The following is a 20,643-nucleotide window of genomic DNA, read 5'->3' on the forward strand; positions in this document are numbered from 1 at the left end:
CGCAGGTCAGGAATGGAGACGCGGGGGAAACCCAGCGGGGATTGCGGCCGGGCAGCGATTATACAGTGCCGACCATGCACTGGACAGGGAAGAAAGATTGCAGGAGAAACGGCTTTGAAGCGACCCCGGCGGCATACACCGCCGGGATGCAACGGAGAATTTCAGTAACTTTTACTGGAAAAAGCCCATCACAAAGCGCTTGATGGAATCCCACAGGCGCTTGAAGAAACCGCCCTCTTCCACATCTTCCGCCACCACGGCCGGGATGTCGGCAACGGTCTGGCCGTCCAGGGTCACGATCACTTTGCCCACCTGCTGGCCTTTGGCCAGTGGGGCTTTCAGTTCGCCGTCGACGATCAGGTCAGCCTTGATGCTCTCTTCGCCACCGCGGGGAATGGTCACGAAAACGTCATTCTGCACCACAATGCCCACGGAATCGGCCTTGCCGCCCCAGACACGCTCGGTCTGCAGTACGTCATTGGCGCCATACACCTTGTGGGTCTGATAGTAGCGGAAGCCGTAGGCCAGCAGTTTCTGGGTCTCGGCCGCGCGTTTTTCGTCGCTGTCGGTGCCAACCACTACGGAGATCAGGCGCATGCCGCGCTTCACTGCGGAGGCTACCAGGCAGTAACCCGCTTCTTCAGTGTGGCCTGTCTTGATGCCGTCGACCGCGGGATCGCGCCACAACAGGCGGTTGCGGTTGGGCTGGTTGATGCCGTTGAAGCGGAAGTACTTTTCAGAGTAAAGCGCGTAGTGGTCCGGGTGATCGTTGATGAGTGCGCGCGCCAGCGTTCCAAGGTCGCGGGCCGTGGTCAAATGGCCCTCCGCCGGCCATCCGGTGGCGTTGACGAAATGGGTGTCGGTCATGCCCAGGCGTTCGGCCTGCTGGTTCATGACTTCGGCAAAAACCTCTTCGCTGCCGGAAACATGTTCCGCCAGCGCAATACTGGCATCGTTGCCGGACTGGACGATCACGCCGCGCAGCAGGTCGATGACGGGGACCTTGTCATTGACCTTCACAAACATCTTGGAGCCGCCCATGCGCCAGGCTTTCTCCGAAATATTCACTGGGTCCTGCTCTTTGATCGCACCTTTCTCCAGCTCTTCCGACACGATGTAACTGGTCATCATTTTGGTCAAGCTGGCCGGCGGAATCTGCTTGTCGGCATCATGCTCCACCAGTACCTGGCCGGTGTGGGCATCGATCAACAGGTAGGCGGTGGCCGCCAGTTGCGGCGGTGCGGGAATCAGCGGTTTATCGGCCTGGGCCACACCATTGGCGCTGACGATCAGGAGCAGACAGGCGAATAAGCGTTTGAACATGAGTCTCTCTTCATTCCTTACATTCGATGTGTGTCAAAACCCGGCTCCAGCCGCCCTAAGGTTGCTAGCCGAGAATGGGGCGTTGCAGGCGAGGTGGTCAGTCCACCACGACCTGGGGTTGGCCAAATTTCTGCTGCTCTACGGATTCCCGCAATGCAACCAGTGCCCTCTGTTGGGCAATGGGCCCGATACGCACCCGATAGAGCATTTTTCCGCCGCTCTTCACCGGGCTGACGGATACAGGATAGCCGAATGCTGCAGCCAGTTGTCCGCGAATCTCTTCAGCCTGGCCGGCGGAACTGTAGGCACCGACCTGCAGGAAGGTGTTTTCCGGAAGTTTGAAGCTGGCATCTTCGGGCAGTCCCTTGCGCGCGGCCGGATCTTTTTCCATTGCCAGCGTCTCATTCGCGCTGGGCAGACTCTCAGGGTCCAGTGCTTCAACTTCCACCCGCGCCACGCCCTTATTGATGTAGCCGAGTTTCTGTGCCGCGGTGTAGCTGAGATCAATGATCCGCCCCGGTACGAAGGGGCCGCGATCGTTAATCCGCACAATAATACTGCGGCCGTTGTCCAGGTTGGTGACCTTCGCGTAGCTGGGCAGTGGCAGTGTTTTGTGCGCCGCCGACAGGGCGTACATGTTGTAGACCTCGCCGTTGGCGGTTTTACGCCCGTGGAATTTGGTGCCGTACCAGGAAGCGTGCCCGCGCTCGCGGTAGCCTTTCACTTTATTCAGAACCTTGTAGCGCACGCCATCCACCACATAGGGAGATCTGTTTCCGGCGACGCCGATAGGTTCGCGCACGGGGGTCACCTCCGGGGTGGCCAGCATATCCACCGGCACCGCGGGACCGCTGTCGCGCTGCTGATCAAAGGGCACGTCACCTTTTTCCGCGGGCTTGTCGGCGGTTTTCATTGGAACGGTGCTGCAGGCGGTGAGTATGGTCAGCAAAAAAGCAGTGCCGACCCGGGCCGCGCCCAGGACAATCGTTTTTTTCATGGCTTCCCCCCGGTGCAGGACAAACAGCGCCCGCAACCGCGTTCTATCGTACTCGTTATTCGAGTCTGTTTTTCAACCGGTGCCGGGCACTGCATTGCCCCCGGCGCATTCTAATGCGTTGCTGAGTGAAAGCTGCTCCCGGATCAGGAGCGGCCACCGCGCGCTTTGATGATTTCCTGGCCCAGTTCGTACACCGCCATGGCGTAAAGACGGCTGTGGTTGTAGCGAGTAATGGTGTAGAAATTATTCAATCCGATCCAGAACTGTTCCCCATCCCGGGTATCCAGGGAGAACACATTGGCGGGCATATCCTTGGTCACTTTCGCGGTGGTGGGGAAGCCCTTGGCTGCCAGCTCGCCAATGGTCCACTTCGGCTGGAGGTCGTCATTGACGATGGTCATGTCGGCATTCGGCAGTGGCTGGGTGATCACGGTAACCGGTTCACCGGCTTTCCAGCCATGTTCCACGAAGTAGTTGGCCACACTGCCGATGGCATCTTCGGTGTCTGTCCAGATATCCACGCGGCCGTCACCGTTGAAGTCCACTGCGTAGTGGCGGTAGCTGGAGGGCATGAACTGGCCAAAGCCCATGGCGCCTGCATAGGAGCCCTTGAGGGAAGTGGGGTCGATATTCTGATCCCGCGTCATCAGCAGGTAGTTTTCCAGCTCCTTGGTGAAAAACTTGGAGCGCCGGGGGTAATCGAAGGCCAGCGTGGTCAGCGCATCCAGTACCCGGTAGCTGCCCATATTGCCGCCGTAGCGGGTTTCCACGCCGATGATGGCTACGATCAGCTCTGGTGGTACGCCGTATTTTTCTTCCGCCGCCTTGAGTGCATCGGCATTCTTGTCCCAGAAATCCACGCCGCCGCTAATGCGGGCATTGGTGATAAAGATCTCGCGATACTCTTTCCAGGGCTTGGCTTTTTCCGCCGGTCGCTTGATCGCCTTGAGGATCGAATCCTTGCGTTTGGCTTCCTGCATCAGCGCCACGAGTTCGTCGCGGTTGAAATTGTGTTCGGCCACCATGTAATCCACGAAGGCCCGGGCCTGCGCGTTCTCACCGTGCCCCTGCTCCTGGGCACAGGCGCTGAGTACGAGCCCGAGGCCCGCCAACAATCCGGTGGTCCATTTCAAAACAACCGCTCCTGTTCTCATAAAGTACTTCCGGCTAGTTCGTCGCTTATTAAAATCGGTGCGTTGTTGTGACTGCAAACGCGCCAAAAAGTGGCACGATACACAACAAAAAATGAAGCCAGCCTGAACCGCACCTGAAACAGTTCAGGGTCCGGTTCAAAAGAGTACTCTGCGTCTTTCCGTGCTGATGGCCATCAGGATCCCGAATCCCGCCATCAGCGTAATCACCGAAGTGCCGCCGTGGCTTACCAAAGGCAAGGGGACGCCCACCACCGGCAACAGGCCGCTGACCATACCGATATTCACAAACACATACACGAAGAATGTGAGCGTGATACTGCCCGCCAGCAAGCGCCCAAACACATGTTGGGCCGTAAAACTAATATAGATGCCCCGCGCAATGATCAGCAGGTACAGGGTCAGCAGAATCAGCGCGCCGCGCATACCCCACTCTTCCGCGAGTACCGCGATAATGAAGTCAGTATGGCTTTCTGGCAGAAAATCCAGCTGTGACTGCGTTCCCTCCATATAGCCTTTACCAGCCCAGCCACCGGAACCGATCGCGGCTTTGGACTGGAAAATATTCCAGCCCGCACCGAGACGGTCCGCATCCGGGTTGAACAGGGTGAGTACCCTCTGCCGCTGGTAGTCCCGCATGCCCCACATCCACATGGGCCAGGCAGCCAGGGCGCCCAGCAGACCAGCGCTGCCGATCATCTTCCAGCTGAGGCCGGACAGATACAGTGCGAACAGTCCGGATGCCGCGATCAGAATCGAGGTTCCCAGATCCGGCTGGCGCACGATGAGCATAGCCGGCACGCCGATGATCGCGAGCGCCCCCACCACGGTGAGAAACGACGGCGGCAGCGTGCGTGAGTGCAGGAAGGCCGCCACGGCAATGGGCACCGCCAGCTTGAGCACCTCCGAGGGCTGAAAGCGGAAACCGCCAATCTCCAGCCAGCGCTGCGCGCCCTTCGCACCCACGCCGATAAACAGCACCGCCACCAGCAGACAGCAGCCGCCCAGATAAAACCAGGGCGACCAGCGCCGATAAAATTCCAGCGGAATCTGCGCCGCAATCAGCATGCCGGTAAAGGCCAGCCCCATAAACACCGCCTGGCGCTTCACGTAGTGTATTTCCTCACCCGAAGCACTGTAGAGCACCACCAGCCCCACACAGGCCAGCACCAGCAGCAACAACAGCAGTGGCAAGTCGATATGCCAGCGGCGGGAAAGGCTCTCCGGACGGCGCAGGCTACTGCCAGCATCCGGAAGCCGGTGCATATAATCGCGACTAGCCACGGGCGCGCATCTCCTCAGACTGTAACGACAACAACGGCGCCATCGGCGGCCGCCAGGATGACAGGCCCGCGGTGTCTTCGAAATCGCGCGACATCCACTCGGCGAGAACCTCCCGCGCCACCGGCGCCGCCTCCCGGCCGCCGCTCTCACCGTTTTCCACCAGTACCGATACCGCGATCTGCGGATCATCCACCGGTGCGAAGGCGACAAACAGCGCATTGTCGCGCAGGCGCTCCTGAAGCGCTTCGGAATCGTATTTGGCGCCCTGGGCAATACCCACGATCTGGGCGGTGCCGGATTTACCGGCGACGCGGAAGTCCAGCCCCGCACCGGCGCGCTTGCCGGTTCCGCGGGCGTTGTACACCACGGCTTCCATCCCCTTGAACACCAGATCCCAGTTCTCCGGACGCGCATCCACGTGGTGTAGCACTTCCGGTGGTTGCTCCACCCCGTCGACCGCCATGACCATCTGCGGGCGGTAATGGGTGCCGCGGTTGGCGATGGTTGCGGTCATTACCGCCAATTGCAGCGGCGTGGCCAGCACGAATCCCTGCCCCAGCACCGCATTCAGGCTGTCGCCGGGGAACCACGACATGCCGCGGGCACCGCGCTTCCAGTCCCGCGAGGGAAAGATCCCGGGGCGCTCCACTGGCACATCGATGCCGGTTTTGGAGCCGAGGCCAAAGCGAACAGCGAAATCGTGCATACCGTCGATGTTCCAGCGCGCCGCCAGATCCCAGAAAAAGGTGTCGCAACTCTGTTCCAGCGCCTGGATCAGATCGACCTTCTTGCCGTGGCCCCAGCGAATATGGTCGCGGTAGATACGCGAATCGTTCGGCAATTTGTAGAAGCCGGGATCGTTGATTGTGGTATCCGCGGTGATCACCCCTGCTTCCAGCGCACCCAGGCCCATCATGGGCTTGAGAGTGGAACCGGGTGGATACTGGCCCTGCACCGCGCGGTTGAACAAGGGAACATCGAGGGAGTCCCGAAGTTCACTGTAATCCTTGAAGCTGATACCGGTGACGAAAAGATTCGGGTCAAAAGACGGTCTGCTGACAAATGCCAGCACTCCACCGGTCTTGACATCGATAGCCACTACGGCGCCGCGACGATCACCGAGGGCATTGGAAGCCACTTCCTGCAGGCGGGTATCCAGATGCAGGGTCAGCTCGGCGCCGGGCTTGGGATCGTGGCGTTCCAGTACCCGCAGCACACGGCCGCGGGCATTGGTTTCCACATTTTCAAAACCCACTTCGCCGAGCAACAGATCCTCGTAGGAGCGTTCCAGCCCCACCTTGCCGATGCTCTGGGTGCCACGGTAGCGACTCACGTCTTCTTCGGAAAACGCCGCGAGATCCCGCTCGGCAATGCGCCCCACATAGCCAACGCTGTGGGCGAACAATTTGTCTTCGGGGTAATAGCGCACCAGTTCGGCCTCCACCGACACGCCGGGGAGATCAAATTCATTGACACTGATACGGGCGATTTCCTCTTCCGTCAGCAGGTAGCGCAAGGGCACCGGCTCGAATGGGCGGCGGCGCTGCAGGCGGCGCTTGAACTTTTCCACATCGGCTTCGTCCAGCTGCACCAGCTTGCCGAGCGACTGGATGGTCGCATCCATATCCTTCACCCGCTCGCGCACGATGGCGAGGGTATAGCTGGCGCGGTTATCTGCCAGCAGTACGCCATTGCGGTCGTAGATCAACCCGCGGGTAGGGGGTACCGGGCGCACCTGGATACGGTTTTCATCCGACTGGGTGCGGTAGCTTTCGTAATTGACGATCTGCAGGTTGTAGAGCCGTGCCACCAGTACACCGAGCAGGGCCGCCACGCCAATAATGGCCACCAGCATACGGTTGCGAAACAACCGCTGTTCGGTGTGATGGTCTTTGAAGCGCAGATTTTCAGACATTTGGGTGCAGTGGGATTATCGGTGGCGCGAAAATGACCACGAAGTGTACACAGTTTTGCCGTCCCTGCAGAGTATCTGGAAGAGTCTCCAGGGTTCTTCTGACTGCTGCGCCGCGCGCAAGTTCACGGGAAGAAGCACAGCGGCCCGTGTTCACGGAGAGGTGGTTCAGCTATTTGTGATAGGGATGCCCCGCCAGCAGGGTCCAGGCGCGGTACAGCTGTTCCGCCAGCAATACCCGCACCAGCGGGTGCGGCATGGTCAGCGCCGACAGTGACCATTTCTGGTTGGCCCGCGCCAGGCACTCTTTCGACAGTCCGTCCGGCCCGCCGATCAGCAGGCACACATTGCTGCCCCCCAGCTGCCAGCCCGCCAGTTCCCGCGACAACTGTTCCGTGCTCCAGGCCTTGCCGGTCACCTCCAGCGCCACCACATGGTCCCGCGGGCTGATGGCGGCGAGCATGGCCTCCCCCTCTTTCTGGCGGGCCTTTTCCACCAGCGCGGCGGCGTTTTTCTGACCGCGGTTGCCGAGAGGAATTTCCACCATTTCCAGAGTGAGCTCCCGGGGCAGGCGCTTGGCGTATTCGCCGTAGCCCTCCTGCACCCAGGCCGGCATCTTGCCGCCGGCGGCCAGAATTCGGATCTTCATGACCGGATGTCAGTCCGTGTGCGGATCGCTGCCGTCCGCATTGGCGCGGGTGTTGGGGGTCATGGACCAGAGTTTTTCCAGGTCGTAGAAGCGGCGGGTTTCCGCCTGCATCACGTGCACGACCACATCGCCGTAGTCCACCAGCACCCACTCGCCGGTTTCCATGCCCTCGACGCCAATTGGGCGGTAGCCGGCTTCTTTGCCGTCCTCCACCACGTTGTTGGCGAGAGATTTCACCTGGCGGTTGGAGGTACCGGTGCAGATGATGAGGGTTTCCATCACATCGCTGAGTTCGGATACGTCGAGGGCGGTGATGTCTTGGCCCTTGAGGTCTTCCAGTGCATTTACGGCAATTGTCTTGAGATCAGTCATAACACCTGTATCTGGGGCCCGGGCCCCTGCTTTTAGCTCTTGTAGAGCTGATGAATCTGAATGTAGTTGAGTACCCGCTCCGGCAGTAGAAACTGCGCCGAGCGGCCGCGGCCGATCAGGCTGCGAATTGCGGTCGCAGAGATCGGCAGCAGGGTCTGCTCCCGCATCAGGATGCGCCCGGCAGGCTCCCCGCGAATATCGTCCATGCTTCCACGGCAGCGGGCCAACAGTTCCGCCACCTCACCATCCCGCGGCATCTGCCAACCGGGACGGGTCACCACCACCAGGTGGGCCAGTTCCGGCAGCCGCTCCCAGCGGTGCCAGCCGGGCAGGCCGAGCAGGGAGTCGAGCCCCATACAGAAGCTGATGGAGACGTTATTCCCCAATTCCTGCCGCAGTTCTTCGAGGGTATCCACGGTGTAGGTGGGCCCCTCCCGCGCCAGTTCGCGCTCGTCCAGCGTCAGGTCGGGACACCCTTCCAGCGCCAGCGCCAGCATGTCGCGCCGGGCCTCGGCGCTCACCCCCGGTTCGGCGCGGTGCGCCGGCTGGTGGGAGGGCAGCAGGCGCATTTCGTCAAACCCCAGCGCTTCCTTCAGCTCCAGCGCCATGCGCAGGTGGCCGAAGTGCACCGGGTTAAAGGTGCCGCCGAACAGGGCGATGGTTTTCAGCTTTTCTGCCACGTCGTCACCCGCTGACTGGTACCACAACTGAGTTTGGTGGCGGCGACGCTACCGGGGACCATTCGCGAGACACGCCGTGAACCCATCCATGGGGGCTCTTCCGCGAGGTCCCTCTCGCGGAAGGTCTCGCGAATGGCCCCCGGTATCGTCGCCTTCATTTCGGCCATCAATACAATGAACAACTTCGTTCAGAGTTCCCGAATCACTTTGTTACTGGCGGATATGCCCATCCCCAAACACGATCCACTTCTGCGAGGTGAGCCCCTCGAGCCCCACCGGGCCGCGGGCGTGGATCTTGTCGGTGCTGATACCGATTTCCGCGCCCAGTCCGTATTCAAAACCATCCGCGAAGCGGGTGGAGGCATTGACCATCACCGAACTGGAGTCCACCTCTGCTAGAAAGCGACGCGCGCGGCTGTAATCCTCGGTGACGATGGACTCGGTGTGGCCGGAGCTGTAGCGGGCGATGTGGTCCATCGCCGTATCCATATCCGCCACCACGCGGATCGACAGCACCGGTGCCAGGTATTCTGTGGCCCAGTCTTCCTCCGTCGCCGGCAGTGCCTGGGGCACGATGGCGCGGGTTTTTTCGCAACCGCGCAGTTCCACGCCTTTTTCAAGGTAAGCCGCCGCCAGGCGGGGCAGGAATTCCGCCGCTACCGCCTCGGCCACCAGCAGGGTTTCCATCGCGTTGCACACACCGTAGCGGTGGGTCTTGGCGTTCAGCGCGATGTTGAATGCCTTCTCCGGGTCGGCGCGGTCGTCCAGGTAGACGTGGCAGATGCCGTCCAGATGTTTGATCACCGGCACCCGCGCCTCGCGGCTGATGCGTTCAATAAGGCCCTTGCCACCGCGGGGAACAATCACGTCCACGTATTCCGGCATGGAAATCAGTGCTCCCACCGCGGCGCGGTCGGTGGTATCCACCACCTGTACCGCCGTCTCCGGCAGGCCAGCCTGTCGCAGGCCGGCGGCAATACATGCGGCGATGGCGCCGTTGGAGTGCAGTGCCTCGCTGCCGCCGCGCAGAATGGTCGCGTTGCCGGACTTCAGGCACAGGCTGGCGGCGTCGATGGTCACATTGGGTCGCGATTCGTAAATGATCCCGACCACGCCGAGCGGTACGCGCATTTTGCCCACCTGGATGCCAGTGGGGCGGTATTTAAGGTCGCTGACTTCGCCCACCGGGTCCGGCAGTTCTGCGATCTGCAGCAGTCCCTCGATCATCCCGTCGATGCGCGCATCGGTCAGTTCCAGCCGGTCCAGCAGCGCGGCGTCAAGGCCGTTGTCGCGGCCTTTGCGCATGTCTTTGGCGTTGGCCGCCGCCAGCTGCGGTCGCTGGGCGTCCAGCTCCGCGGCGATGGCTTTGAGCGCGGCGTTTTTGCTTCCGGTATCAGCGCGGGCCATCAGACGGGCGGCAGCGCGCGCGGCGCGGCCCATGGCCTGCAACCTGGCTTCGGTGGAGTCCTGCTCATGCGCTGTAGCACTAATAGCGGCATTAGCGGCGGCGCTGTCACTGACACTGTTCACTACTGATCTCCATTCATTTCATGCAAAAACGCGGGGATTTGCCTCGATCCCATCCTATTTTCCACGCAGTTCTCGCTGCGCGCGCGACGGCGCGTGCGGAAAATGGCCGCGCAGTATACCGTAACCTCGCGGGAATACCGCCCCCACTCCCGTTTGATATGGAGCGGGCGTGTTCGTGTTATTGACCGGGACTGGGGTGCCTGTGCCCTAACCTCTGGTGGAGATAGGCGATGCCAAGCAGCGCCAGTCCCATGCCCATAAATGAGGCCACCCGCAACAGCCCTTCCAGTCCGGCCATATCCACCAGGAAAAGCTTGACGATCACCAGTGCAAGCACCGCCATTCCACCCCGGTAACAGCTGCGCCAGCCGCGCCAGCTGCCAATCAGGATCGCCGCTACCGCGAGCGCCAGCCACACCGCTGAATAGGTGTACAGCTCTCCGGTTGCGGTGGCGCTGTCGAGGCGAATGTTGCCCTGCCACAGGTGGCGCACTTCCAGCGAAATCCAGATAAACGCGGCCAGCGCCGACACCAATCCTGCCAACCGGCGCACCCCCGGCAGGTACCAGCGGTGCACCAGCCACGCCAGCAGTGCGGGGCCGGCAAATGCCGGCAACAGCATATTTATCAGTGGCCGCGCTCCCACCGAGCGCCATACCCAGGGCTCGCTGGCGGCGGTGGCCAGCAGAATTCCCAGGTAGTTCACCGCCGCCGCCAGCATCAGCAGACGCCCGTAGCCGTCGTACCAGCGGGAGAAGCTGCCGGCAAGCAGACTCTTGCGGTAATACACCAGCCCCAGGCCGGCAAACAGCCACATATTGATTACCGCTTCGGCAAAGCGGAAGTCCGCGGCAAAAGCGTGGCCGTCGTACAGCCAGTAGCGACTCTCAGCCCAGAGCGTCAGTACCAGCAGGTGCAGCGCCGCCGCTTCGGCCCAGCGCGCGAGAGCCGGCTGCGGATGCCGCAGGATGCGGGTGGCAAGCCAGGCGCACAGCGCGGCGCCACCATAAGTCCACAGGGACCAGTGGCTGTTATCGCCGTAGCTCAACAGCCATGGATTCAAGGTGAGACGCACCACCACCAGCAGCAGGACGCCCTTCAACAGCCAGCCCAGTGCGGGCATGTCAAAGCGACGGATAATCCACGCCAGCGGCACCAGTTGCAGCGCCATGGCGAGCGTCAGGCTCGCCTGCTCCAGCCACAGACAGGCCGCCAGGCTGTATGCGAAATGCCCGGCAATAAACAGCCAAACCACCATGGATTTGTGCCAGCCGCGCCCGGCGCCGCGACTGCCGAGATACAGGAATACCGCACCGAACACCGCCGCGTACAGGCACCACCAATAGCGCGACAGAGCGTCCCCCGCCAGCATATACCCCACCGGCAGCGACAGCAGCGGTGCCATCACCGCCAGCGATGCCCACCAGAAACGGGCGATGCCCATGCGGAAATTGATCAGCGCACAGGCGGAAAACAGCACCGCGGTCAGTGCGAGAAACGCCAGGAACCCCCCTTGCTGTTCCGCGGGCAGTGGCAGCAACCGCACCGATGCCTCTCCCCACTGATCCAGTCTCCCCGCAAGCCACGCCGCCAGCTGCCCCAGCAGCAGCACCCAGGGAAGCGGCGCCAGTGCGGCCCGGCGGCGGGAGGCAACAAACAGCACCAGCGGCAGCGGGCTCCAGGCCCAGAGCGCGGAGGTGAGGGACGAGGACACAAAGCCTTCGCGGAAAATCGACAGGCACTGCGCCGCGACCGGCAACGTCAGGCTGGGCAACAGCAGTGGATCAACGCCACTCGCGCCCGCAACCGCCTCGTCCCGAGCGTCACCAGCGCGCCGCTGCAGCAGCCAGTCTCCGGATACGACGGCGAGCAACAGGTACGCCAACGCTGCCAGATAGGGCCCCCGCCAGCTGTCGGCCTGGTGCCCGAACATCGAGATCAGCCACCAGGCCAGCGCGCCCGCAAGCAGCCCAAACCACAGCCAGTTGCGATACACATGGCGCAGCAGCAACAGCACCGAGGTGGTGATGATCAGCGCGTACACCATGGCGCCGAGCACATTGCCGCCGCCGGTGGACACCAGTATCGGCACCGAGTAAGCACCGAGCATGCCGATGCCCGCCAGCACAGGGCCGTGCAGCCGCGCCAGCCACATGGTGACGAGCGCCACCAGAGCCAACATGGCGAAGGCGGGGCCTGGCTCAAACAGCTGGTACAAATGGACCGCTGAGAGGATGGCAGCGAAGGCCGTAATGGCGCCGCCACCCGCCAGCGCGGCAAAGGTGGGATGGCTGCCGCCGGTTCGACGCCGCAACACTTCGGAAGCGACATACAAGGCCAGCGCAGTTATGAGCCCCAGCGCTACCCGCACCCGCGGGCCCAGCAGCCCCTGCTCGATGCCATAGCGCGCAAGAAAAACTCCCGACAGCGCCACACAGGCACCACCGAGCCACACCATCCAGTTCTGCTGCATGCGCTCCCAGAAAGTATCGCCAGCGGGCACTGCAACCGCCGCCCGGGATGGTTCTGTGCGCGCAGCAGATCCGGCGGCCGCAACCGGCTCTGGCGGGGCCGGCTCGTCGGGCGGCGCCTGCTCAGGCACATTGGCGCGCGGCGGTAACCCTCCGGCAACACGGGGTTCAGGGGCAGCCGCACCGCCCGGTGAAACTTGTGCCGGAGAAGTCGCAGCAGTGCGGCCGGCAGCAGGCGCATTGCCGGATGCCAACTCAACCGCCTGCCGCAACCGGCGCACTTCACCGCGCAGGCTTTTCACTTCGGCAAAGGCAAAAATCCCCAGGAAAGAACCGACGACCACCGTCAGAATCAGCAGCACGCCGAGTAACACCAGATTGTCCATACGCCCCCAAAACAGCCGTTTATCGTTATTCGCTGTCCGCTTATTGACCCGGCGATCAGCGATATCGCCTTGATAGTTCCGCTCGTCCCCCCAGAAATAGCAGCGTGCACACGCGGACTCGCTGACATTTCAAGGGCTCGCCACCGGCCGGCGCCCGGTGTCGGTTTACTGCCTGGCCCACCGATCCAGGTTGGCGGCAATGTGCGCGAGCCGCTCCAGAGGGTCGTGGCTGGCCAACAGTTCCAGCCGCACCGCGTCGTCCAGTGGCAATAGCTGCGCCAGCTGCCACGACAGCGCCTCGGCGCTCTCCACCGGCGCAAACTTCAGCGCAAGTATCGCCGCATGCTGCTTCAGTTCGTTCAGCACCGCGAGCAGACCGTCACAGCTGTCGGGCACCGGGTGGGACTCCTCATCCGGCAACCACTCCACATCCGCCATCAGCAGGCCGTCGTCCTCGCTGTAGGTTTCCAGCACGCGGAAACGCGACTGTCCTGTCACCTCGATATGCAACAACCCCTCCTCGCCCTGACTCCAGTCGACAATGCGCACATAGAGTCCGATGGGCCAGACTTCCGCCGGCCCAACCTCGCGACCACTGCGGATCAGCGCGACGCCGAAGCCGGTGTCCGTCTTTAGGGACTCACTCACAAGACGCAGGTAGCGCTGTTCAAAAATCCGCAACGGCAGGGTCACGCCTGGAAACAACGCCATGTGGAGAGGGAAAAGTGGAATCAGCGACAAAATATCCGCCCCGCGATCAATTCATCAACAGCCCATTCGGCCCAGAATGGGCCGTATAAGGCGACAAAGATACCACTGCCAGCTACTGGGTAAGGATATGGTCGCGAAGATAAAACGGAAATCCGCGCCAGCTGTTCTATGCTGAAGTCAATACGCGGATGTGAATCATAGAGGTGCACCATGCGCTGGCGTCAGGGTCGCAGAAGTTCGAATGTGGAGGATCGCCGCGGAGAACCCGCGCCCGGTGGCGGCGGCTTGGGTGGCGGCCCTGGCAATCTGCTGGCACTGGCACCATTTCTGCTGCGGAGCAAAAAGGGTTGGCTGATTCTGCTGGCGCTGGCGGCGCTTTATTACTTCGGCGGCAACCTGTTCACCGGCACGCCAGGCACGGAGCCACCGGGCCTTGGCCCGGACTCGCAGACGGCGCCAGGTGCTGCGGGTGCGGATGATGAAGTGGCGCAGTTCGTCTCGGTGGTGCTCGCGGATACCGAGGATACCTGGGGGGAGCTTTTCGAACAGGCCGGCTCCGAGTACACCGCACCGAAGCTGGTGCTCTATACCGATGCGGTGCGCTCTGCCTGCGGCCTCAGTTCCGCCGCGGTGGGGCCGTTTTACTGCCCCGGTGATGGCAAGGTGTACCTGGACCTCAGTTTCCTGAACGAGCTGAAGCAGTTGGGCGCACCGGGCGATTTTGCCTTCGCCTATGTGATCGCCCACGAAGTGGGCCACCATGTGCAGAACCTTCTGGGCACTTCGGAGAAGGTGCAACAGGCGCGGATGCAATCGGACAAGGTGACGGCCAACCGGCTGTCGGTGATGCTGGAGTTGCAGGCAGACTGCTTTGCCGGTGTCTGGGCCTTCTACGCGCACCGCGACCGCGACATGTTGGAGCCCGGTGACATCGAAGAAGGCCTGCGCGCCGCCGCCGCGGTGGGCGACGACCACCTGCAGCGCCGCGCCGGCCGCGCCGTTTCCCCCGACGCCTTTACCCACGGCAGCGCTGAGCAGCGGGCCTACTGGTTCAAGCAGGGGTTCACCACCGGCGACGTGAACAAGTGCAATACATTTGCGGCGTTATCCGGGCAGTAATTATTTAAGTTCTTCGTAGTGTGCTGAGAAAGCACAGAACAGAATCCGTGGCGACACCCGGCATCGGCACCTTCGCGGCAAGTTCACAGTACAAAATCAAAATCGACTAGCCGTAGGGCTTTTCACCTACTAAGCTCCTGCCCTCAAAATTTTATTCACTCCAAGAAAAGGAGATCCCAGTGCCAAAAGCAACAGCCCGCCACATTCTCGTAGAAAGCGAAGCCCAGTGTCAGGATCTGAAAAAGCAGATTGAAGACGGTGCGGATTTCGGAAAGATCGCCCAGCAATATTCCAAGTGCCCTTCAGGCCGCAGCGGCGGTGATCTGGGTGAATTCAGCCAGGGTCAGATGGTGCCGGAATTCGACAAGGTGGTGTTCAATGAGGAGCTGAACAAGGTGCACGGCCCGGTGAAAACCCAGTTCGGGTATCACCTGCTGGAAGTGACCAGCCGTAAAGACTAGTAACGATTTTCCGCAACGGCTCAGTGATAAGAGCGCAATGGGTCGAAGTTAAGACAAGGTGCTGGTGCGAGTATTTCGAACCGTCGTCGCCATGGATGGCGGCGCCGGAGCGTATTTGGGTTAGGCAATCGTATGCGAAGCACTGCTTCGCGAGCAGCCTAACGACGCCAATCTTTGATTGGCGGCCGGGCCCGCTTGCGGGTATTCACAGCGATTCGAAATACTCGCACCAGCACCTTGGCGCCACAGGTCTGTCTTACGAAGAACTCACTCGACTAGCCAGGCTCACTCCGCGCTGGTTTCCGCCTGCCACTCAAACAGATTCATCTCGATAAAGAAGAACGCCACCAGCCACAGGAAGGCATCCCAGAACTCCAGCAAGCTGCCGCTGTAGCCCCAGTAGATGGCACAGATCAGCAGGGTGAAATACAGCAGCCCTTTTACAATCTGCGAGTAGCGCATAATGGCATCGGACAGTTCGTGGCGCAGTTGCAGCCAAACATCAAAGGCCAGGATCGCCACCACTAGTAGCCAGGCACCGGCATTGATCACATCCACCCACGCCAGCCACTGAATCTCCCGCCACACAGACGCGTCTCCCACAATCTGCGCGTCCGCGAGACGCAGCAAATGCACATCCGCCAGTGAGCCGCAGTTCGCCACCGTCAGCGGCGTGTAATCGTCCTGCTCCAGCACCACCGACCAGCCGCCGCCCGCCGCCACATCACAAGCACTGCCCGCCATCGGCAGCAGATGTGTCAGCGACACCATCTCCGAGACATAGCCGTAAAAGGAATAAACGATAAAGACGTAACAGAAGGCAGACACGGCGTTCAATAGCCACTTGGTGCCGCCTTTCAGTCTTGCGTCCGACAGCACCCAGGTTTCCAGCTCGAACACCATGAGAAGCAGAACCCAGGCCAGTGTGTCGATGGAGTCGTTGTAGGCTTCGATGATCTTGCCGAGGCTGACCCCGTCCGCGAAGATCGTACCCGCAGCGACGTGGTTTTCTACGAAGAAGGCGTAAACATTGTAAGCCAGCAGACAATAGACGGTGTATTTGAACAGTTTGAACAGCGTATAGCGGTTAACGGAAATACCGACCAAAGAGACCACCTCAGTCATTGGCAACGAACCTCTGATAGTGTTTTTTATTCTTCTGTCATTATTTTTACTGAGAAACGCCAATATCGAATAATTATTCGGTTATTGCAACCATTAACCCGCACCCAGCGGTAGCGCGCGCCCTTCCGGTGCCCACTGCTGCGGGCCTCCGCCGGGTGCAGCCGACACCGGGGGCTCTCCGCGGGCCGCGGGCCCGGGACTGGCAGAATCCGGGGTTTCTGCGGCCTGTTCACGTGCCGCAGCCTCGGCCATTTGCCGCTGGCGCTCATCTATTTCCTGCTGGCGCTCGGCGATGGCGCTCTCGCCCTCCCGGTCCGCAGCACCATCGTCAAACAGACGGTCGAAGCGCACTTCCGGGTCGGACCACTCGCCGTTGATGCGATAGCTTACGCTGGCCACGCGATCTACCTGTTTCTTGAACACCTTGCTGATCAGGTAAACCCCCGCTGCCGCCGGCAGGCCACCGGCGAGCGCAGCCACGAAGGCCAGATTGTTGCCCACCGGCAGCGTCGCCACCAGGGTCAAGTTCAGATCTTCCCGCTGCAGGTTTACGCGGCCCGCCATCTGCAATTCACTGGTGGGGCCCACCACCTGGATCGGCACCGCGATCAGCAGTTCGCCATCGCCCTCGAAAAATACCTCACCGTGTACCTGGTCAAACGTCAGGCCGCTCTGTACCAGATCGGAAAAGTCCAGACGCAGGCGCCGCGCCCAGGTATCAAAGTTGAACAGAGACAGCAACCGCAGCAGCGAAGTACCGGCGCTATCGCTGGCGCGCAGGAAACGGCCGTCGCGGATATCGATACGGATCTCGCCATTGAGGCTGCCGGGGTTCACCATGGCGGGGGAACCACTCCAGCGCAGCGCGGTATCAAACACCGCGCTGCGGCTCTCAATCGCCGCCTCCTGCCCCCAAGCCTGCAGTACGTCTCCGAGGTTGCCGCCGTTCAGACGGCCAATAAACTGCGACGACTCGCGACCGGCGTCATCGCGCATCCACATCAACTGCGCACCGAGACGGTTATCCCCTTCGCCGCGCCCCTCGATCTGGATACCGCGCATGGCGCCGCGAATTTCACTCACCACCAGGCGCTCCGCCGACGGCCGCACGCGGAAGGACCAGGGGCCCATGGACTCCTCGCCCAACCACAATTGCTCGGCACTGAAGTCCACATTTGGAAGGCTGGCGAAATCGAATCCCTGCCAGCGATCCGCTGGAGGGGCAGCGTGCTCCGCGGCGCCCTCCTCATCCGATTTGTTTCCGCTCATCGCCGGCAGGCGCAGATGCTTGAGCCTGAGCTGCAGTGGCGTACTGGCGTGCAGCATGCCGGAGAGTTCACCACTGGCGGTTTCGCTCTCAAACTGGAGCTGCCAGTCCTCGCCGAGTCCGCGACCGCTCACCTGGATATTGTCGATCTGAGCGGACTCGGAAATACGCAGCAGATCCGTACTGAGATCCAGGGTAATGGGCAGGCGGCGGGCATCCACCATTTCCTCCCGGGTAGCGTCCGGCTCCGCAGAATGCCCATCTGTCTCAGTGGCGGCGACATGCTCTGTGGTGCTCGCCGTCGCCACCTCGGTCTTTTCATCCGTGTAGATCGCGAGTGCATCTTTCCACAGCGGCAGGTCAATCAGCGGCAGGTCGCCGACAATCGCGATACCTGGCGACGGCGGCAGTTTTGCCTCTGCATTCAGAGCAATGGCGGCGCGCTCCAGCTGGCCGTCCACCTGCCAGATCTGCCCCTGCAGGTGCTCGCCGTAACTGAGGTGATACAGGTTGCCCTGGTCGCCGATGGGCACCCGCAGCACAAAGCGGGATTTCTGCCCCGAGGGTTTGGTCAGGGGCGCAGGCAAGTTCACCGACACCTGTTCGAGATCCGATTGCAGTTCCAGCACTGCACCGTAGGGTTTGTGCCTGGCGCTGGCGGGAATGGTGATACGCGCGGTGTAATCAAGGGCGCCGTCGAGCCACTGCAGCTCAGGGCGGCCACTCCACTGCGCGACGCTTTCGGTGTGCGCCTGGCCGCGCACCACCACCTGGGTATCGCGCTCCTCACCTTCACCCAGGTGCTGAATGGACGCCTTCAGCGGCTGTCCCCACAGCTGCCCCTGGAAGGTAGATCCTTTGAGTCCTTCAACGCTGTGATAGCGCAGATTGCCGTTCAGCTGTTCGACATCGAGTTTCAGGTTCTGCAACTTCAGGTGCGCATCGCTCAGTTGCAGGTCGATCTGCTGACTGGACGCGACATCCGCACCGCCGAGAGGCTGGGCAATGTGCAGGGTGCCCTGCATAGCACCATCCAGCGTCCAGTGATCGAACGCCTTGCCGAGTTTGTCCCGCAGCGGCGACTCCCGCAACAGCTTGAGGCCGTCCGCCGCCGGGCCCGCCAGTTCCGCGCGCACATCGAGGCGCGAGCCGGTTTCCTCCGGCGATACACGCACCGCGATATTGGCGCCATCCACATGCCAGAGTCGCGCCCGCGGCGCCACGACCAGCACGTCGCGGTCGTTGATACCGAGATGTCCGTCCACATTCTTCGCCACCGGCCAACCGGGGGCGTACTCCAGGCTGCTGTCCGCAATATCCGCCTGCAACTGCACCGTATGGCGGAATTCGTGTTGACCGAGCGCCAACAGGTCCCGATCTTCCCCTTCGCGATAGCTGTAGCCGCGGTACACAAATCCGGCGCTGGGAATACGGCCCTTGTTGTTCTTGCCGATGCTCTGATTCAACCACTGGCGCAGGTCATCGCTCACCACCGTGGGCACCAGGTTGTGCTGCTCCGCCACCGCAACATCGCGCAAACCCAGGGCCAGTGTGAAATCAGCGGCGCGGCTGTGGGGAATCAGTGGAATCTGCAATAGGAACTGACCGCGAAAGGCGCCGCCAGACGGGAGAGAAGCATCGCCACCGGGAAGTTCATTCGCGGCGTCCAGCATCAGCGGGCCGGAGTACACCGACACCGTGTTGTGCTCGCGGTCAATATCCCAGGCCACGGTGCCGCGGGCGGCGCCGAAAGAAAACGGTCGCGCGTAGAGCTGCGGAAAATGCGCGCTGAAACCCGGACCGCTGTCGAGCTCCACACGGCCGCCCTGGCCATTGAGAGAGACGTACCCATTGACCCCCGTCACTGCTGGCGCCCCCAGATGAGCACCAGCCGCCACGTTCTGCAAATTGGCCGACACACTGACATCGCCATCGCGGCGCGACAGGCGCACATTCATGAGTTCACCGGTGGGCTCCAACGCCTGCAGCCACTCGTCGGCCTTCTCCGGAATCAGCTCCAGTACCCGCAGGACCCGATGCCACGCCTGTAACTCGATCTGGTCCACCGCCAGCTGCAGATTGCCCTGCTGGTCGCCACTCGCCTGCAAGTTGACGTCGGGCACTTCCAATTGTTGCCAGTTGAGTCCCAGTTGCTGCAGCACCAGCTCCCAGGATTCACCGGGACGCCAGCGCCCGGAAATATTGCTGGACAGCGCATTCAGGGTTTCCAGCGCGCCGCGGGACCGGTCGCCGGCCTGGGGGGCCGTCGGTTGCGTTTCTTCCGCGAGGCCCTCAGCCGACTGCGCAAGGCTCAGGTCACCGCGCAGACGGTAGCCGTCCTTCGCATCGGAACTGAGCCACAGGCGACCGCCCGCAAGCTTGCGCCCGGGCCAATACAGTTTTTCCGGCAGCGGCGACAGCTGGTAGAGCAGCCCCACCAGATCCGCGTCCACCAGCAGATCGTTCAGCTGCGCATAACCGCGCAGGGAGAACTCGTCGCTGCGGCGCGGGTTGCCGCGGCCTTCCAGCACCAGATGAAAACTTTCCTCACCGCGGTGAAGGCTCTCCATGGCCCCGGTGACATAGGCCCTGGCCACCAAGCGGTGGAAATTGCCAATATTCTCCAGCTGGATTTCCCGCAGATCGAGATTGGCCGACTGGCCGCCGCTGAGGGTCAGGCCGATACTGGCATCCCGCACCTGCACCTTGGGCCCCAACTGGAAAATACGCGCCGGATCGCCGAGGCGGACGCCCGCGGTTTTATCCGCATCCTGTGTGGGTGCCGCGGCACTCGCCAGTGGGAACCCTTGCACCTGCCAGCCCCCTTCCGCGCGCTGCTGCAGCTGCGCGGAAAAGCCGTCCACTTCCAGGTTTTTCCAGATGAGCTCGCGATTCCACAGGCTCGACAACAGATCCAGGTGGAACAGACCGCGGCGCAGTTTCACCTGCCTGTCGGCGCCGATATTGAGGCCGTCGATTTGCAGCGCCACTTCCAGCGCCTGCCAGCGCAGGGAGATGTGATCCAGCGACACCGGCGCACCGAGGCGCTCCGACAACCAGTGGCCGATCTGGGGACTGTACTTGCCGACCTGCGGCGAGAGGATGCGCCCGGTCTGCACCAGAATGGCCAGCGAGATCACCAGGGTGACCACCAGCAGCCAGAACTTGCGGGCAAACCAGCGCAGCCACAGCATCAGGTACGGCT

15 protein-coding genes are annotated in these 20,643 nt (G+C 61.9%); 2 read left to right on the forward strand and 13 right to left on the reverse strand.

From position 1 onward, the window contains the following. Positions 1 to 171 precede the first annotated feature (171 nt). From GNX18_RS08360 to GNX18_RS08410, 11 genes are all read right to left on the reverse strand, one after another. Complete coding sequence (locus GNX18_RS08360; protein WP_166216995.1) at positions 172 to 1,323, reverse strand: D-alanyl-D-alanine carboxypeptidase family protein; 1,152 nt, start codon at positions 1,321 to 1,323, stop codon at positions 172 to 174. A 97-nt stretch (positions 1,324 to 1,420) separates the two neighbouring features. Beyond that, entirely contained in the window at positions 1,421 to 2,320 is a 900-nt protein-coding gene (locus tag GNX18_RS08365; RefSeq protein ID WP_138234023.1) for a septal ring lytic transglycosylase RlpA family protein, read from the reverse strand. 143 nt (positions 2,321 to 2,463) lie between these two features. Next, the gene (gene mltB, locus GNX18_RS08370) at positions 2,464 to 3,453 is read right to left on the reverse strand and encodes a lytic murein transglycosylase B (RefSeq protein WP_240914308.1); all 990 of its coding nucleotides are present in this window, start codon (positions 3,451 to 3,453) and stop codon (positions 2,464 to 2,466) included. A gap of 156 nt (positions 3,454 to 3,609) precedes the next feature. Then, positions 3,610 to 4,755: a rod shape-determining protein RodA gene (gene rodA / locus GNX18_RS08375; protein WP_240914309.1), complete on the reverse strand. Its 1,146-nt coding sequence runs from the start codon at positions 4,753 to 4,755 to the stop codon at positions 3,610 to 3,612. Beyond that, entirely contained in the window at positions 4,748 to 6,670 is a 1,923-nt protein-coding gene (gene mrdA, locus GNX18_RS08380; RefSeq protein ID WP_138234021.1) for a penicillin-binding protein 2, read from the reverse strand. The genes rodA and mrdA overlap by 8 nt, the downstream gene beginning before the upstream one ends. 169 nt (positions 6,671 to 6,839) lie before the next feature. Further along, positions 6,840 to 7,316 (reverse strand): 23S rRNA (pseudouridine(1915)-N(3))-methyltransferase RlmH, encoded by a 477-nt coding sequence (gene rlmH / locus GNX18_RS08385; protein ID WP_166216999.1) that lies wholly within the window; start codon positions 7,314 to 7,316, stop codon positions 6,840 to 6,842. A gap of 9 nt (positions 7,317 to 7,325) precedes the next feature. Continuing rightward, positions 7,326 to 7,688 carry a ribosome silencing factor gene (gene rsfS / locus GNX18_RS08390; RefSeq protein WP_166217001.1) on the reverse strand — a complete coding sequence of 121 codons (363 nt, stop codon included), beginning with the start codon at positions 7,686 to 7,688 and terminating at the stop codon, positions 7,326 to 7,328. A 32-nt stretch (positions 7,689 to 7,720) separates the two neighbouring features. Next, on the reverse strand, positions 7,721 to 8,368 hold the full coding sequence (gene nadD / locus GNX18_RS08395; RefSeq protein WP_166217003.1) for a nicotinate-nucleotide adenylyltransferase: 648 nt from the start codon (positions 8,366 to 8,368) through the stop codon (positions 7,721 to 7,723). Positions 8,369 to 8,578: 210 nt separating this feature from the next. Next, positions 8,579 to 9,859, reverse strand: coding sequence for a glutamate-5-semialdehyde dehydrogenase (locus tag GNX18_RS08400; RefSeq protein WP_166220493.1), 1,281 nt, complete (start codon positions 9,857 to 9,859; stop codon positions 8,579 to 8,581). A 217-nt stretch (positions 9,860 to 10,076) separates the two neighbouring features. Beyond that, positions 10,077 to 12,755: a DUF2339 domain-containing protein gene (locus GNX18_RS08405; RefSeq protein WP_166217005.1), complete on the reverse strand. Its 2,679-nt coding sequence runs from the start codon at positions 12,753 to 12,755 to the stop codon at positions 10,077 to 10,079. A gap of 165 nt (positions 12,756 to 12,920) precedes the next feature. Continuing rightward, positions 12,921 to 13,496 carry an LON peptidase substrate-binding domain-containing protein gene (locus GNX18_RS08410; protein ID WP_138234016.1) on the reverse strand — a complete coding sequence of 192 codons (576 nt, stop codon included), beginning with the start codon at positions 13,494 to 13,496 and terminating at the stop codon, positions 12,921 to 12,923. A gap of 180 nt (positions 13,497 to 13,676) precedes the next feature. On the opposite strand from GNX18_RS08410, the gene GNX18_RS08415 reads away from it, so the two are divergent. Together GNX18_RS08415 and GNX18_RS08420 are read left to right on the forward strand one after the other, a co-directional pair. Continuing rightward, positions 13,677 to 14,585, forward strand: a complete 909-nt coding sequence (locus tag GNX18_RS08415; protein ID WP_166217007.1) for a neutral zinc metallopeptidase — start codon at positions 13,677 to 13,679, stop codon at positions 14,583 to 14,585. Positions 14,586 to 14,722: 137 nt separating this feature from the next. Further along, positions 14,723 to 15,046 (forward strand): peptidylprolyl isomerase, encoded by a 324-nt coding sequence (locus GNX18_RS08420; protein WP_138234014.1) that lies wholly within the window; start codon positions 14,723 to 14,725, stop codon positions 15,044 to 15,046. A gap of 285 nt (positions 15,047 to 15,331) precedes the next feature. Here GNX18_RS08420 and GNX18_RS08425 read toward each other — a convergent pair whose 3' ends face one another. Together GNX18_RS08425 and GNX18_RS08430 are read right to left on the reverse strand one after the other, a co-directional pair. Then, on the reverse strand, positions 15,332 to 16,171 hold the full coding sequence (locus GNX18_RS08425) for a hypothetical protein (protein ID WP_138234013.1): 840 nt from the start codon (positions 16,169 to 16,171) through the stop codon (positions 15,332 to 15,334). Positions 16,172 to 16,264: 93 nt separating this feature from the next. Beyond that, positions 16,265 to 20,632: a YhdP family protein gene (locus GNX18_RS08430; protein ID WP_166217009.1), complete on the reverse strand. Its 4,368-nt coding sequence runs from the start codon at positions 20,630 to 20,632 to the stop codon at positions 16,265 to 16,267. Positions 20,633 to 20,643: the final 11 nt, after the last annotated feature.

The sequence above is a fragment of the Microbulbifer sp. SH-1 genome (assembly GCF_011326135.1).
GTDB classification, from domain to species: Bacteria; Pseudomonadota; Gammaproteobacteria; order Pseudomonadales; family Cellvibrionaceae; genus Microbulbifer; species Microbulbifer harenosus.

Coding starts and splice junctions, on each gene's coding strand:
- GNX18_RS08360 (WP_166216995.1), bottom strand. CDS start 1,323: ATGTTCAAACGCTTATTCGCCTGTCTGCTCCTGATCGTCAGCGCCAAT.
- GNX18_RS08365 (WP_138234023.1), bottom strand. CDS start 2,320: ATGAAAAAAACGATTGTCCTGGGCGCGGCCCGGGTCGGCACTGCTTTT.
- mrdA (WP_138234021.1), bottom strand. CDS start 6,670: ATGTCTGAAAATCTGCGCTTCAAAGACCATCACACCGAACAGCGGTTG.
- rlmH (WP_166216999.1), bottom strand. CDS start 7,316: ATGAAGATCCGAATTCTGGCCGCCGGCGGCAAGATGCCGGCCTGGGTG.
- rsfS (WP_166217001.1), bottom strand. CDS start 7,688: ATGACTGATCTCAAGACAATTGCCGTAAATGCACTGGAAGACCTCAAG.
- GNX18_RS08405 (WP_166217005.1), bottom strand. CDS start 12,755: ATGGACAATCTGGTGTTACTCGGCGTGCTGCTGATTCTGACGGTGGTC.
- GNX18_RS08415 (WP_166217007.1), top strand. CDS start 13,677: ATGCGCTGGCGTCAGGGTCGCAGAAGTTCGAATGTGGAGGATCGCCGC.
- GNX18_RS08425 (WP_138234013.1), bottom strand. CDS start 16,171: ATGACTGAGGTGGTCTCTTTGGTCGGTATTTCCGTTAACCGCTATACG.
- GNX18_RS08430 (WP_166217009.1), bottom strand. CDS start 20,632: ATGCTGTGGCTGCGCTGGTTTGCCCGCAAGTTCTGGCTGCTGGTGGTC.